The sequence below is a fragment of the Kluyvera sp. CHPC 1.251 genome (genome assembly GCF_036759945.1).
GTDB classification, from domain to species: domain Bacteria; phylum Pseudomonadota; class Gammaproteobacteria; order Enterobacterales; family Enterobacteriaceae; genus Kluyvera; species Kluyvera sichuanensis.
Genome location: NZ_JAPKIC010000009.1, coordinates 1 through 14,710 on the forward strand (window position 1 = coordinate 1; position 14,710 = coordinate 14,710).

Consider the following 14,710-nt stretch of genomic DNA (forward strand, 5'->3'; position numbering starts at 1 on the left):
CGACCTTCGGGTTATGAGCCCGACGAGCTACCAGGCTGCTCCACCCCGCGTCCGTGGATGCGCACTATACTCTGCTCAGCATTTGTTGCAACCATTTTTGCGGCAAATCACTCATTTTTTTATAAGTTGTACGGATACGACGCAATTTGCGCTTTTTTTGTGCGAATTGGTTACCGTGGGGCGCGTTCGCATTTCAATACCCCTGGGGGTTTGTTATCTTCACCGGGCACTTTCGACTATGCGGAACACAAAATACCATGAAAGGACGTTGGGCCAAATATGTGGCAACGGGCGCACTGCTGGCAATGCTAGCCGCCTGTTCGTCAAAACCGACCGATCGCGGTCAACAGTATAAAGACGGGAAACTCACCCAGCCTTTCTCACTCGTGAATCAACCTGATGCCGTCGGCGCGCCAATCAACGCGGGCGACTTTGCGCAGCAGTTAAATGAGATTCGTAACGCCTCTCCGCGCCTGTACGGCAACCAGAGCAACCTTTATAGCGCCGTGCAGCAGTGGCTGCTCGCGGGCGGCGATACCCGCACCATGCGTCAGTACGGTATCGATGCCTGGCAGATGGAAGGGACCGACAACTACGGCAACGTGCAGTTTACCGGTTACTACACGCCGGTTGTCCAGGCTCGCCATACGCGCCAGGGTGAATTCCAGTACCCTATCTACCGCATGCCGCCTAAACGCGGCAAGCTGCCGTCTCGCGCCAGCATCTATGCCGGTGGGCTTAGCGATACCTACGTGCTGGCCTACAGCAATTCGCTGATGGATAACTTCATCATGGACGTGCAGGGCAGCGGCTATATTGATTTCGGTGATGGTTCTCCGCTGAACTTCTTTAGCTACGGCGGCAAGAACGGCTGGGCGTACAAAAGCATCGGTAAGGTGCTGATCGACCGCGGTGAAGTGAAGCGCGAAGATATGTCGATGCAGGCGATCCGCCACTGGGGCGAAACCCACAGCGAAGCAGAAGTCCGCGAACTGCTGGAGCAGAACCCGTCGTTTGTCTTCTTTAAACCGCAGTCGTTTGCACCGGTAAAAGGCGCTAGCGCTGTGCCGCTGATTGGCCGTGCCTCTGTGGCGTCTGACCGCAGCATCATTCCGCCGGGCACCACGCTGCTGGCTGAAGTGCCGCAGCTCGACAATAACGGTAAGTTTAACGGTCAGTACGAACTGCGCCTGATGGTGGCGCTGGACGTCGGTGGTGCGATTAAAGGCCAGCACTTCGACATCTACCAGGGCATCGGCCCGGATGCCGGGCATCGCGCAGGCTGGTATAATCACTATGGCCGCGTATGGGTGCTGAAAACAGCCTCCAACGGCGGGAATGTGTTTAGCGGCTAGTTGCTGGATGGCGCTTCCTTATCCGGCCTACATGATTGAGTAGGCCTGATAAGGCGTCGCCGCCATCAGGCAGTCATATCGCGCGAAATTGATGAATTTGAGGTTTTATGTCTGTGGTTATCAGTGACGCCTGGCGCCAGCGTTTTGGCGGCACGGCACGTTTATACGGTGAAAAAGCGCTGCAGGTTTTTGCTGATGCGCACGTGTGCGTAGTCGGTATCGGCGGCGTGGGTAGCTGGGCGGCGGAAGCGCTGGCGCGTACCGGCATTGGTGCGATCACGCTTATCGATATGGATGACGTCTGCGTCACCAACACCAACCGTCAGATCCACGCCCTTGGCGGTAACGTCGGGCTGGCGAAAGCGGAAGTGATGGCCGAGCGTATTCGGCAGATTAACCCCGAGTGTCGCGTCACCGTGGTGGACGATTTCGTCACGCCAGATAACGTCGCTGAGTACATGGGCGCGGGCTACAGCTACGTGGTGGATGCTATCGACAGCATTCGCCCAAAAGCGGCGCTGATTGCCTACTGCCGTCGTTATAAAGTCCCGCTGATTACCACCGGCGGCGCGGGCGGGCAGATTGACCCGACGCAGATTCAGGTGAGTGACCTTGCGAAAACTATTCAGGACCCGCTGGCGGCGAAGCTGCGCGAGCGGCTGAAAAGCGATTTCGGCGTGGTGAAGAACAGCAAAGGTAAGCTTGGCGTAGACTGTGTCTTCTCAACTGAAGCGCTGGTGTACCCGCAGGCGGACGGTTCGGTCTGTGCCATGAAAAGCACGGCGGAAGGGCCGAAACGTATGGACTGTGCCGCCGGGTTTGGCGCGGCGACCATGGTTACCGCCACTTTTGGCTTCGTGGCAGTGTCCCATGCGCTGAAGAAAATGCTCGCGAAGGCGGAGCGTCAGGCCAGCGCCTGACGCGCGGCTTCCATCATCGCTTCACTTAGGGCCGTCAGGCCCTGAGTACGTGAAGCGCTCAACTGACCGCGCAGCCCCAGTTCATCGAACAGGTTGAGCGGATCATTTGCCAGAATCTCTGCCGGCTGCTTGCCTTCCGCCGCCGTCAGCAGCACGGCCAACAGGCCGCGTACAATCCTTCCTTCGCTATCGCCAAAGAAGTGCAGCGCCCCGTCTGACGCCTGCGTGTAGCCCAGCCAGACGCGGTTTTCGCAGCCGGGAATTTCGCGTGCCTGCGCTTTAAGTTCGTCCGACAGCGCCGGAAGCTGTTTCCCTAACAGGATCAGCTGGCGGTATTTCTCTTCCCATTGTGACAGCGCCGCGAACTGCTGGCGCAACGTCTCAGGCGTTACGCGGGTGCCGAACGGGTGTTCGGAGAGTGAAGGCATCGTCATTAATCCACCAGAAGTTCGAGTGCACGATCGACGGCACTGACCAGCGCCTGTACGTCGTCCTGTGTATTGTAAGGCGCAAACGAGGCGCGCAGCGTACCGCTCACGCCCATCGCCGCCAGCAGCGGCTGAGCGCAGTGCTGACCGGCGCGCAGCGCAATGCCGTATTCCGCCAGCAGCGTCACCATATCGCTGTGGTGAACGCCAGCAAAATCAAAGGCCAGCAGGCTGGAGTCCTGGCAGCGGAAGGAGCGGAAGCCCGGTCGTTTTGCCAGTTCCTCTTCCGCAAGCGTCGCCAGACCCCGGCTCCAGGATTCAGCCTGCACCATATCAATCTCGGATAGCCACTCCAGCGCCGCGCTCAGACCAATTACCCCGGCGACGTTTGGCGTACCCGCTTCCAGGCGATACGGCACCGGCTGCGTGGTGAAGCCATCGAAAGTCACCTCGCTTATCATCTTGCCGCCACCTAGCCACGGGGTCATGGCGTCGAGCAGCTCAGTTTTACCGTACAGCGTGCCGATGCCGGTTGGCCCATAAAGCTTATGGCCGGAAAAAGCATAGAAGTCGATATCCAGCGCCTGCACGTCTGCCGGGAAGTGAACGGCACCTTGTGCGCCATCGACCATCACTATCATGTTCGCCTGATGGGCGAGGGTGATGGCTCGGGCCAGATTCGGGCAGCCGCCGGTGACGTTGGACATCTGCCCCAGCGCCAGAATGCGGCTGCGTGGGGTAATCAGCGCCGTTAGCCGTTCAACGTCGGGAAGACGGTCAGCGCCCAGCGGCAACTGGACGATGTTCGCGCCGGTCTGTTGGGCGACCATCAGCCACGGCACCAGGTTGGCGTGGTGCTCGGCAACGCTGACGATGATTTCATCACCCGGCTGCAGGCGAGGGCGCGCGTAGCACTGGGCCACCATGTTGATGGCTTCAGTGGTACCGCGCGTCCAGACGATATCCTTGCCGCTCGGCGCGTTGAGCCAGTGGGCGACCTGGTCGCGGGCGGCTTCATAACGCGCAGTCAGGCGCTGCGCTTCGGCAAACTGGCTGCGATGGACGTTACCCGCGCTCAGCGAGTAGAAATTCGTCGTCGCCTCGATAACCGCCTGCGGTTTTAACGCGGTGGCGGCGCTATCAAGGTATACCCCGGCATCGTGCAGGGCGGGAAACTGGGCGCGAAAGTGCGCAAGGGAGAAGGCGTTCATGGAATTCCTCATATCAATAAGGAGATCGTCGCGCAAAATGCGCGTTGATACAAGGTTTGTACTCATCGTCGGAATTGTCCGGAACTTCATACGAAGCCGTATCAGTGTCTTATGCTGTTTAGTGTTGGGGAAGAATTAATCCCTGTTGTTAATCTTATATTGAATAGCATAAGTCGCTTTAAGGAGAAGAAAATGAAAAAGACTGCCGCCGTACTCTCTGCCTGTATGCTGACTTTCGCGCTGAGCGCCTGCGCTGGACCTAACTACGTGATACACACCAATGATGGCCGGAGCATCGTTTCTGAGGGTAAACCGCAGACGGATAACGATACCGGATTGATTTCGTACAAAGATGCGAACGGTGTGAAACAGCAGATTAATCACAGCGAAGTGAAAGAGATGATTGCGCTGGAGAAATAAAACCGCGATCGTCCAGGCAAAAAAAAGCACCGCAAATAGGCGGTGCTACATTAATCACTATGGACAGACAGGGTAAATGTACAGGAAGTGAAAAAGGGTAGCCTTGCTACCGTGATCTGAATTGCAGACCAATTGCAAACACAACAACACAACATCACAACCGTAAGCCAAAAGCCCTTCAGAACACGCATTCCAAAAAAAGCTTCTCGTTCCGGCTCAGGAAGTGCCGCCATGATAGGTATTTGCTGGTAGAAGCTCAACGGACAAATTATAATGGCTCAGATAAAAAAAACTAATAGGTTAACTGTTGTTTCCTATTTGTTAAATTCAGTTAACAATTGAGTTCTGGGACCATGTCAAAGCGTTTGCCACCTCTTAATGCATTACGTGTATTTGATGCTGCCGCACGCCATTTAAGCTTCACGCGCGCGGCCGATGAGCTTTTTGTGACGCAGGCCGCAGTAAGCCACCAAATCAAGTCTCTTGAGGATTTTCTGGGGTTGAAGCTGTTCCGGCGGCGCAATCGATCTCTGCTTCTGACCGAAGAAGGGCAGAGCTATTTTCAGGATATCAAAGAGATCTTTTCGCAATTAACAGAGGCAACGCGTAAACTACAGGCACGAAGCGCGAAAGGGGCGTTAACCGTCAGTTTATTGCCCAGTTTTGCGATTCAGTGGCTGGTGCCGCGTCTCTCAAGCTTTAACTCAGCTTATCCGGGAATTGATGTCAGAATCCAGGCTGTAGATCGCCAGGAAGATAAGCTTGCGGACGACGTCGACGTGGCGATTTTTTATGGTCGCGGCAACTGGCCGGGGCTACGCGTGGAAAAACTGTACGCCGAGTATCTGCTCCCCGTCTGTTCCCCGCTGTTGCTGACCGGTGAGAAAGCGTTAAAGACGCCCGCCGATCTTGCCAAACACACGCTGCTGCACGATGCTTCCCGCCGTGACTGGCAAACGTATACGCGCCAGCTGGGGCTCACCCATATCAACGTACAACAGGGACCGATCTTCAGCCATAGCGCCATGGTGCTACAGGCTGCCATCCACGGACAGGGGGTTGCGCTCGCGAATAACGTGATGGCGCAGTCTGAAATTGAGGCAGGCCGTCTGGTCTGCCCGTTTAATGATGTTCTGGTCAGTAAGAATGCGTTTTATCTGGTTTGTCATGACAGTCAGGCTGAACTGGGTAAAATAGCGGCCTTTCGGCAGTGGATACTGGCGAAAGCGGCCCATGAACAAGAAACGTTCCGTTTCCGTTACGAACAATAAACGAATTTAGGGTAATACCATGACCAGCCGTTTTATGCTGATTTTTGCCGCTATCAGCGGCTTTATCTTTGTCGCACTGGGCGCGTTTGGCGCGCATGTGCTGAGTAAATCGTTGGGCGTTGTAGAAATGGGCTGGATCCAGACCGGCCTGGAGTATCAGGCGTTCCACACCCTGGCGATTTTCGGACTGGCGGTGGCGATGCAGCGCCGCATTAGTATCTGGTTCTACTGGAGCAGCGTATTTCTGGCGCTAGGCACCGTGATGTTCAGCGGTAGCCTGTACTGCCTGGCGCTCTCTCATTTACGCCTGTGGGCGTATGTTACCCCGGTGGGCGGCGTCAGCTTCCTCGCCGGTTGGGTTTTGATGTTGATTGGTGCCATTCGACTTAAGCGTAAGGGTGTTGTTCATGAATAAGGTTGTGCTGTATTGCCGCCCTGGGTTTGAGAAAGAGTGTGCTGCGGAAATTACCGATAAAGCCGGTCGCCGCGAAGTGTTTGGCTTTGCGCGCGTTAAAGATAATTCCGGCTATGTGATTTTCGAATGCTATCAGGAAGGGGACGCCGACAAGCTGGCGCGCGAGCTGCCGTTTAGCTCGTTGGTGTTTGCACGTCAGATGATTGTGGTGGGCGAACTGCTGAAAGATTTACCGGCCGAAGACCGCGTGACCCCGGTTGTCGGCATGCTGCAAGGCGTGGTGGAGAAAGGGGGCGATCTGCGCGTTGAAGTGGCGGACACCAACGAAAGCAAAGAGCTGATGAAGTTCTGCCGCAAATTCACCGTACCGCTGCGCGCCGCGCTGCGTGAAGCTAACGTGCTGGCGCCATACGAGACTACCAAGCGCCCGGTGGTGCACGTGTTCTTTATCGCGCCGGGCTGCTGCTATACCGGATACTCCTATAGCAACAACAACTCGCCGTTCTACATGGGGATTCCGCGTCTGAAATTCCCGGCCGATGCCCCAAGCCGCTCAACCCTGAAGCTGGAAGAGGCGTTCCACGTCTTTATCCCTGCCGATGAGTGGGACGAGCGTCTGGCCAACGGTATGTATGCGGTCGATCTCGGGGCTTGCCCTGGCGGCTGGACCTATCAGCTGGTGAAGCGCAACATGTGGGTCTCCTCCGTGGATAACGGCCCAATGGCGCAGAGCCTGATGGATACCGGACAGGTCACCTGGCTGCGTGAAGATGGCTTCCGCTATCGTCCAACCCGCAGCAACATCTCGTGGATGGTGTGCGACATGGTTGAGAAGCCGGCGAAAGTGGCGTCTCTGATGGCCGATTGGCTGGTGAACGGCTGGTGCCGTGAGACCATCTTCAACCTCAAGCTGCCGATGAAAAAGCGTTATGAAGAGCTGTCGCAGAACCTGGCGCACATCCAGGCAAGGCTTGATGAGAACGGGATTAACGCCCAGATCCAGGCGCGTCAGCTGTATCATGACCGCGAAGAGGTAACCGTTCACGTGCGTCGTCTGTGGGCTGCTGTTGGTGGTCGTCGCGACGAACGTTAATAACGCATAACCCGGTCTAATGTGGTTTGTAGGCCGGATAAGGCGAAGCCGCCATCCGGCAGTCCGGTGGACATTGCCGGATGGCGGCTTCGCCTTATCCGGCCTACGTCATTACGTTATCGGTTAAGCCGCAGCTGCTGCAAATTCCCATCAATATGCAAATCCGTCTGAAGCCGTGCGATATCGCGGCATAAAAACGCCATCTCCCGGTGTTCTACCAGCTTCTTGCGCCACTTCTCTGGCACCTCATCCTGATGCTCATACAGCGCTTCCAGCGTGGGAAACTGCGTTAACAGCTGAGTGGCGCTCTTCGGACCAATACCCGCCACACCCGGCACCTTCGAGCTGCTGATGCCCGCCAGCCCCCAGTAGTCCGGTAGTTGATGCGGCTGGACGCCAAATTCGTTTTCGATAAACGGCACGTCGAGCCAGCGTTTCTGGAAATAGTCGCGAATGCGCAGGTTTGGCGAGAGCAGCTGGCAGTAGCCTTTATCGGTGGAGACGATGGTGGCCTGATGGCCCGCTCCGGCGACTTTTACCGCCAGCGTTGCCGCTAAATCATCGGCCTCGTTGCCGCTGGAGACCCAGCAGCGTACCCCGCGTAGCTCGAAGGCGGCGCGCAGCGCGGGCATCTCGGCGTGCAGGTCGTCTGGCATCGGCGGGCGGCCCGCCTTGTAGTCAGGAAGACGCTGGTGTCGCCAGCCGCTATTGCGCGCCTCATCGTCAAACACCGCCACCGCGTGAGTCGGCTGGCTATGGGCAATCAGCAGATCCAGCGCATGCTGGCAGGTTTCCACACAGGGGGAACCCTGAACGGCATGAATACGGCGTATCAGGTTGAGTGCATCAACAATCAGCAAATGGACGGCCACGGGTGTTCTCCCTAACGATTCGAGCGGTAAGGGTAACATTCACGGCAGAGTGAGGCTATTGGCGGGGGATAAAACGGGAAGAGGCCTCGCAAAACTGCACGAGGCCTCTGGGGGGATGACGTTAGTCGCAGGCAACCACTTTCATTGCCAGGCCGCCGCGAGAGGTTTCGCGATACTTGGCGTTCATGTCTTTACCGGTTTCGTACATGGTCTCGATAACCTTATCGAGGCACACGCGCGGCTCGCTGGTACGGCGCAGCGCCATACGTGCGGCGTTTACCGCTTTCACCGAGGCAATCGCGTTACGCTCGATGCACGGGACCTGAACCTGGCCCGCAACCGGGTCGCAGGTCAGACCGAGGTTATGCTCCATGCCGATTTCCGCCGCGATGCATACCTGCGCAGGGCTTGCGCCCAGCAGTTCAGCCAGACCGGCTGCCGCCATCGAGCAGGCCACGCCCACTTCACCCTGGCAACCGACTTCCGCACCGGAGATAGAGGCGTTCATCTTGTACAGTGAGCCAATCGCGCTTGCGACCAGCATGTAGCGCGCCAGCGAGTTGGCGTTCACTTCGCGGATAAACTTGTCGTAGTACGCCAGCACCGCAGGAACAATCCCGCAGGCGCCGTTGGTTGGCGCCGTCACTACGCGGCCACCGGCGGCGTTTTCTTCGTTAACGGCCAGCGCAAACATGTTGATCCAGTCCACCACCGCCATCGGGTCGCTGCTGATTTTATCCTGGCTTACCAGCATGCGGCGCAGCGCTGCGGCACGGCGCGGAACGCGCAGTTTACCCGGCAGGACGCCTTCAGTGGTGGTGCCGTGTTCGATACCGCCCTTCATCACTGCCCAGACGTCAGCGAAGTGTTTTTCCAGCTCTTCTTTGCTGTGCAGCGCGAGTTCGTTTTTCATCATCAGGCCAGAGAGTGACAGCCCGGTTTCGTTGCAGTGACGCTGCAGGTCGGCGGCGTTTTTGTACGGGTAAGGTACGGCCACCGGCGCTTCAGTCTCCTGACCGAAGTGCTCTTCATCGACGATAAAGCCACCGCCGATGGAATAATAGGTTTTGCTGTAAACGGCGTTATCGCCCGCCAGTGCGGTGATACGCATGCCGTTTTCATGCAGGGAGAGGTTGTCGGCATGGAAGTTCATGCACTGGTCAACCGGGAATTCCACTTCGTGCTGACCGTTAGCAAGCATCAGGCGACCGTGGGTGTTCACATCCTGGATAAACGCCGGGATAGACTCGATATCGACCGTATCAGGCAGATTTCCTGCCAGACCCATAATGATGGCGATATCGGTATGGTGACCTTTACCGGTCAGAGAGAGTGAGCCGTAAACATCGACGACTACGCGAGTAATATCATTGAGGATCCCACGCGCAATCAAGTCGTCCGTGAACTGTTTGCCTGCTTTCATTGGCCCAACGGTGTGTGAGCTGGAAGGACCAATGCCGATTTTGAAAATATCGAATACGCTAATCATGAGGCGTCCCTATGGTATTGAAGAGCGCCGCCCCAAGGGACGGCGCAGGGTGATTAACTAAACAGAGAGTAGGAGATAGCGGAGATAGCGATGAGACCCATCAGGACAACGAAGACGTTGCTGATGTGACCGCTGTACTTACGCATTGCCGGTACTTTCTGGATAGCATACATCGGCATCAGGAACAGAATCATCGCGATGATTGGGCCGCCCAGGGTTTCAATCATCCCCAGGATGCTTGGGTTCATGGTTGCCACGATCCAGGTGGTAATCAGCATGAACAGCGCAGTGATTTTGTTCAGTTTGTTGATTTCGATGGTTTTGCCTTTGCTACGCAGAGACTTAATAACCATACCGTTAAAGCCTTCACGTGCGCCCAGGTAGTGGCCCAGGAAGGATTTGGTGATAGCGATAATCGCGATAATCGGTGCCATCCAGGCGATAACCGGCGCGTTAAAGTGGTTCGCCAGGTAAGACAGGATGGAGATGTTCTGCTCTTTTGCCGCTGCCAGGTCCGCTGGGGACAGGCTCAGTACGCAGCTGAAGACGAAGAACATAACGGTCAGCACCATCATCACGTGGGCACGTGCCAGGATAGAGGAGCATTTTTTCTCTGCGCCCTGGCCGTATTCTTCACGCTTCGCGACCGCGAAGGAGGAGATGATTGGTGAGTGGTTGAAGGAGAACACCATAACCGGGATTGCCAGCCACAGGGTCATCCACAGGCCGTTGCCAGTAGAGGCTGCGCTGCTGAAGGACAGCGTTTCCAGCGCCGCACCGCTCCACTGTGGGATCAGGTACAGAGCCAGCACCATCAGGGCTGCGACAAACGGGAACACCAGGATGCTCATCGCTTTAACAATCATCTGCTCACCGAAGCGAACGATGGTCATCATTCCGACGATCAGAATCAGCGACAGCAGCGCACGCGGTGGCGGCGTGATGTGCAGCTGGTGAGCCAGGAAGCTCTCAACGGTGTTGGTGATAGCTACGCTGTAAACCAGCAGGATTGGGTAGATAGCGAAGAAGTAGAGCAGGGTAATCAGTTTACCTGCGCCGATACCAAAGTGCTCTTCAACCACTTCAGTGATGTCTTCGCCCGGGTTTTTACCGGACAGCACGAAGCGAGTCAGACCGCGGTGTGCGAAGAAGGTCATCGGGAAAGCAAGGATAGCCATGATGATCAGCGGGATCATGCCACCAACGCCGGCGTTGATTGGCAGGAACAGAACGCCTGCACCGATTGCGGTGCCGTAAAGACCCAGCATCCACATTGTATCTGTTTTGCGCCATCCGCTAGCAGATTCTGCTGTGACGATAGTGCTGGTTTGAGTGTTTTCCATCTGTATCTCCTGGAGGAAGGAAAATGCTAATTTTTTAGTCAAATAAAATAAAAATAACGTTAAAACCAAGATTAAATTTTATAAGTATCGGCTTTTTTGTGATTTTTACCCGATACCGTTTTAGACGAGCGCAAATGTACATTTAACTGGTAAATGTATCAGTGATCATGATCGCAAATGTAATAATCCACTTTTAGTGTGGGTTATTGCAGGCGTTTTTACTGTAATTGCAATATATGCAGAAATTAATGGTCGCGAAGGCTACCATTCGCAGTATGTGTGGTAAATGGTTGAGGGTGTAAATGCGATGTTTTCGCTGATAAAAATGGTGAAAATGGCGTTTTTTAGCGCTCAATCATAACTATTGCTAATAATATGTGGTTGGATAATGCACGCAAACGATTGGCTGTGAATGAATAGGTGGAGCTAAGCGGGCTGTTTTGGGAGAAATTCCGGCGGAAAAGACCGCCGGATGGGGAGTGAATTACGCTGGGGTCAGACTCAGGCGCAGATTTCGTAGCACGGAATATAGGCAGAGCCTGGCAGTTTCATGCGGTGCTGGGCGACGAAGCCCTGCAGCAGTTCATCCATGCGGCGCATCATCTCTTTATCACCGTGGATCTTATACGGCCCAAACTCTTCGATAGCGCGAATGCCCACTTCCTTCACGTTCCCTGCCACGATGCCGGAGAAGGCGCGGCGCAGGTCGGCGGCCAGCACTTCAACCGGCTGATCGGGATAGAGCTTCAGGCTTGCCATGTTTTCGTGCGACGGCTCGAACGGCATTTGCAGGTCTGGCGCAATGCGAATTGACCAGTTAAAGCTGTAGGCATCACCGGTATCGCGACGGTTCTCTTTCACCAGCGGCATCGCTTTCTTCATTTGACGCGCCACTTCCACTTCATCATCAATGATGATTTTGTAATGACGGCGTGCGCCTTCGCCCAGCGTATGCACGACAAAATCGTCCAGCACGCGGAAGTAGTCGGCGCTCTCTTTCGGGCCGGTGAGGATAAGCGGCAGCACCTGGTCTTTGTTCGCTGGGTTCATTAGAATGCCCAGCAGATACAGCAGCTCTTCCGCCGTACCGACGCCGCCAGGGAAGATAATGATCCCGTGGGCAATACGGACAAACGCTTCCAGACGCTTTTCGATATCCGGCATGATGATCAGTTCGTTCACCAGCGGGTTAGGCGGTTCTGCGGCAATAATCGACGGTTCGGTCATGCCGATAAAGCGGCCTTCTTTATAGCGTTGCTGCGCGTGACCCACTGCGGCGCCTTTCATTGGTGCTTCCATCGCGCCTGGGCCACAGCCGGTGCAGATGTTCAACTCACGCAGACCAAGCTGGTTACCGACGCGGCGAGCGTACAGGTATTCGTTTTCATTAATGGAGTGACCGCCCCAGCACACCACCATGCTCGGTGCTTCCCCGACGTGCAGCGCGCGGGCGTTACGCAGAATAGAGAAGACCAGGTTGGTAATGTGGGTCGAGCTTTCCAGATCGAGGTTCGGGAAGCGGACGGTGTTATGGATCTGCCCGTAGACAAACAGAATATCGCGCAGGACGGCGAACAGGTTGGCCTGCAGCGAGCGGATAATACGCCCGTCAACGAAGGCATCTTCCGGGGGATTAATCAGTTCAAGCTTCACGCCGCGCTCGCGGCGCAGCACGTTAATGTCGAAGCTTTCAAAACGGGACAGCAGCTCTTTGCTGTTATCGGTCAGGCTGCCTGAGTTCAGTACGGCCAGGGAACAGTTGCGGAACAATTGATACAGGTCGCTGCTGGCCGTGCGTTTAAGCATGTCAACTTCCAGCTGCGACAACATATCCATTGAGCCAAGCGGGCTAATATGTGTAATCAAGTGAACTCCTTACGGGACGAAAATCGTCTTCCTTGATGATTACAATAGCCTCGCTGGCCCGTTTACTACAACCTCAGCGCGGAACAAAGCGCGCAAAATTGAGATTTTGTTAAGCTTACTGACGTACCAGTCGGCCGATGGCCGGGACAAACTCGCCGTTTGAGCGCCATGGGTTGATATCCAGACCGCCGCGACGTGTGTAGCGGGCGTAAACGCTCAGGCTTTCCGGCGCGCAGAAACGCAAAATGTCATTGAAGATACGTTCAACGCACTGCTCGTGGAATTCGTTGTGATGACGGAATGACACCAGATAGCGCAGCAGCTTCTCGCGGTCGATTTGCGGGCCGCGGTATTGGATCTGCACGGAGCCCCAGTCTGGCTGATGGGTGATCAGACAGTTGGATTTCAACAGATGGCTGACCAGCGTCTCCTGCACCACCTTTTGCCCAGCGGCGCCATCGAGATAGTCAGCATTAAACTCGTAGCTTTCAATCTCGATATCCTGGTCATCGATGCAGTTGCCATGGAAATGGGCAATAGGCTGGCCTTCCAGTTCATCGATGCGATACAGCGCGACGGTCACGACGCCCTGCGCGCAGGCGCTCAGATCGCGCTCCAGCGTCTGTTGAACCGATTCCCAGCTATCAAAGCGCGTTTGGTTGAAGCTGTTGAGGTATAGTTTGAAGCTTTTGGACTCCACCAGATTGACCGTCGCGTGGCTCAGCTCGACGTGGCCAACGGCCACCTGCGGCAGCCCTTTAGCATTCAGCCAGGAGAGTTCATACAGCGTCCAGATATCCGCGCCGTGGAACGGCAGGGTATCCGCGTGCAGCCCCAGCGGGTCGCGGTTTAAGCTGCGCGGTACGCCCTGAAGCAGAGAGGCGTCGTAAGTATCGCGATAATCTGTGGTTTTACCCAGGGTCAGGCCAGACAGCGCCTGGTGGTTCTCGTAAGAAGACATGTTTCACCGTTACAAAGCAGGTACACTATTGTTTCTAGTGTATCTTAGCTAACCAGAAGAGAGAAATTCGTGGATCAGCAGACCGCAGACGCATTACACGCTTTCACCCAACGCTATTGCGATGCCTGGCAGCGTGAGCACAACAGCCTGCCGCGCAGCGAGGAACTTTACGGCATTCCGTCCCCGTGCCAGGTCTCAACGACCGATGATGAGGTGCTCTGGCAGCCTCAGCCGTTTGACGGCGAGCAGAATGTAAATGGCGTTGAACGCGCAATGGAGATTGTGGTACAACAACCCATTCACACCTATTATACCACTCAGTATGCGGGTGATATGCGCGCGATGTTCATGGGGGAAACCCTGACGCTGCTGCAGGTGTGGAGTCCCGACGATTTCCGTCGCGTGCAGGAAAACCTGATTGGTCACCTGGTTACGCAAAAGCGCCTGAAGCTTTCACCGACGCTTTTTATCGCCACGCTGGACAGCGAACTGGACGTGATTTCCGTGTGCAACGTGACCGGTGAAGTGGTCAAAGAGACGCTCGGAACCCGTAATCGTCTGCCGCTAGCCTCTTCTCTTGCGAGTTTCCTGACTCAACTTGAGCCTCTCCTGTAAGGCAATTCGCCCATCACCTTGTGAGAGATCTCTTACACGCCCTGTGAGAGATCGCCAGAATATAAGTAAGACACTCATCCCATTTGTTTAGTCATTTCGTTGTATATCAATAAGATAAATGAATCCTGTGCGCTTAATCTCTCATGTAAGCCTTAAGTGTTTGCCTGAGAGGCACTTGTAAGACGGGGCGGAATAGCGGATTCTATCTACGTCGACAGGGAGTCGCACAATGAAGTGAACATCAGGATGATGACGCTTCATAGGACACACCGGGAAGGTGATTCAAGGAAAGGCTTCAGGATGAAGCAAGAGGATAACGCAGGTACGCGTTAAAGGACACCTCCAGGACGGAGAATGAGAGCCAGACAGGATATCTGGTGGATCAGGAAGATCAGGATACACTCACGGATTGGGTGAAATCACATCGGGGTGGTGTGATGCAGGATGCAAC

Annotated in this window: 14 protein-coding genes; 7 read left to right on the plus strand and 7 right to left on the minus strand. The window is 55.4% G+C overall.

Going from position 1 to position 14,710, the window contains the following annotated elements; all coding sequences use genetic code 11:
- Positions 1-257: 257 nt before the first annotated feature.
- Positions 258-1,355: a murein transglycosylase A gene (gene mltA / locus V6940_RS16950; protein ID WP_333496634.1), complete on the plus strand. Its 1,098-nt coding sequence runs from the start codon at positions 258-260 to the stop codon at positions 1,353-1,355.
- Positions 1,356-1,462: 107 nt separating this feature from the next.
- The gene (gene tcdA, locus V6940_RS16955) at positions 1,463-2,275 is read left to right on the plus strand and encodes a tRNA cyclic N6-threonylcarbamoyladenosine(37) synthase TcdA (RefSeq protein ID WP_333496635.1); all 813 of its coding nucleotides are present in this window, start codon (positions 1,463-1,465) and stop codon (positions 2,273-2,275) included.
- Here the strand turns inward: tcdA and csdE are convergent.
- Entirely contained in the window at positions 2,260-2,709 is a 450-nt protein-coding gene (gene csdE, locus V6940_RS16960) for a cysteine desulfurase sulfur acceptor subunit CsdE (protein WP_333496636.1), read from the minus strand. The two genes, tcdA and csdE, sit on opposite strands and share 16 nt — an antisense overlap.
- A complete protein-coding gene (csdA, locus tag V6940_RS16965; RefSeq protein WP_333496637.1) occupies positions 2,709-3,914 on the minus strand; it encodes a cysteine desulfurase CsdA in 1,206 nt (401 codons plus the stop codon). The genes csdE and csdA overlap by 1 nt, the downstream gene beginning before the upstream one ends.
- A 192-nt stretch (positions 3,915-4,106) precedes the next feature.
- Here csdA and V6940_RS16970 point away from each other — a divergent pair, with 192 nt between their 5' ends.
- The 4 genes from V6940_RS16970 (at position 4,107) to rlmM (ending at position 7,113) form a co-directional block, all read left to right on the plus strand.
- A complete protein-coding gene (locus V6940_RS16970) occupies positions 4,107-4,334 on the plus strand; it encodes a YgdI/YgdR family lipoprotein (RefSeq protein ID WP_333496638.1) in 228 nt (75 codons plus the stop codon).
- A gap of 353 nt (positions 4,335-4,687) precedes the next feature.
- Entirely contained in the window at positions 4,688-5,605 is a 918-nt protein-coding gene (gene gcvA / locus V6940_RS16975) for a glycine cleavage system transcriptional regulator GcvA (protein WP_185667985.1), read from the plus strand.
- A gap of 19 nt (positions 5,606-5,624) precedes the next feature.
- The gene (locus V6940_RS16980) at positions 5,625-6,020 is read left to right on the plus strand and encodes a DUF423 domain-containing protein (protein ID WP_123650616.1); all 396 of its coding nucleotides are present in this window, start codon (positions 5,625-5,627) and stop codon (positions 6,018-6,020) included.
- Positions 6,013-7,113 (plus strand): 23S rRNA (cytidine(2498)-2'-O)-methyltransferase RlmM, encoded by a 1,101-nt coding sequence (gene rlmM, locus V6940_RS16985; RefSeq protein ID WP_333496639.1) that lies wholly within the window; start codon positions 6,013-6,015, stop codon positions 7,111-7,113. Before V6940_RS16980 ends, rlmM begins: the two co-directional genes overlap by 8 nt.
- 116 nt (positions 7,114-7,229) lie before the next feature.
- Here the strand turns inward: rlmM and xni are convergent, their stop codons facing one another.
- The 5 genes from xni to queF all read right to left on the minus strand — a co-directional run bounded on the left by xni (position 7,230) and on the right by queF (position 13,644).
- Entirely contained in the window at positions 7,230-7,985 is a 756-nt protein-coding gene (gene xni, locus V6940_RS16990; RefSeq protein WP_333496640.1) for a flap endonuclease Xni, read from the minus strand.
- A 121-nt stretch (positions 7,986-8,106) separates the two neighbouring features.
- A complete protein-coding gene (locus tag V6940_RS16995) occupies positions 8,107-9,474 on the minus strand; it encodes an L-serine ammonia-lyase (protein ID WP_333496641.1) in 1,368 nt (455 codons plus the stop codon).
- 53 nt (positions 9,475-9,527) lie between these two features.
- Positions 9,528-10,817, minus strand: a complete 1,290-nt coding sequence (locus V6940_RS17000; RefSeq protein ID WP_185667989.1) for an HAAAP family serine/threonine permease — start codon at positions 10,815-10,817, stop codon at positions 9,528-9,530.
- A gap of 501 nt (positions 10,818-11,318) precedes the next feature.
- Positions 11,319-12,683: a nucleotide 5'-monophosphate nucleosidase PpnN gene (gene ppnN / locus V6940_RS17005; RefSeq protein ID WP_035892831.1), complete on the minus strand. Its 1,365-nt coding sequence runs from the start codon at positions 12,681-12,683 to the stop codon at positions 11,319-11,321.
- Positions 12,684-12,798: 115 nt separating this feature from the next.
- Positions 12,799-13,644 (minus strand): NADPH-dependent 7-cyano-7-deazaguanine reductase QueF, encoded by an 846-nt coding sequence (queF, locus tag V6940_RS17010; protein WP_333496642.1) that lies wholly within the window; start codon positions 13,642-13,644, stop codon positions 12,799-12,801.
- A 69-nt stretch (positions 13,645-13,713) separates the two neighbouring features.
- Between queF and syd the strand changes: the two genes are divergently transcribed.
- On the plus strand, positions 13,714-14,259 hold the full coding sequence (gene syd / locus V6940_RS17015; RefSeq protein WP_333496643.1) for a SecY-interacting protein: 546 nt from the start codon (positions 13,714-13,716) through the stop codon (positions 14,257-14,259).
- Positions 14,260-14,710: the final 451 nt, after the last annotated feature.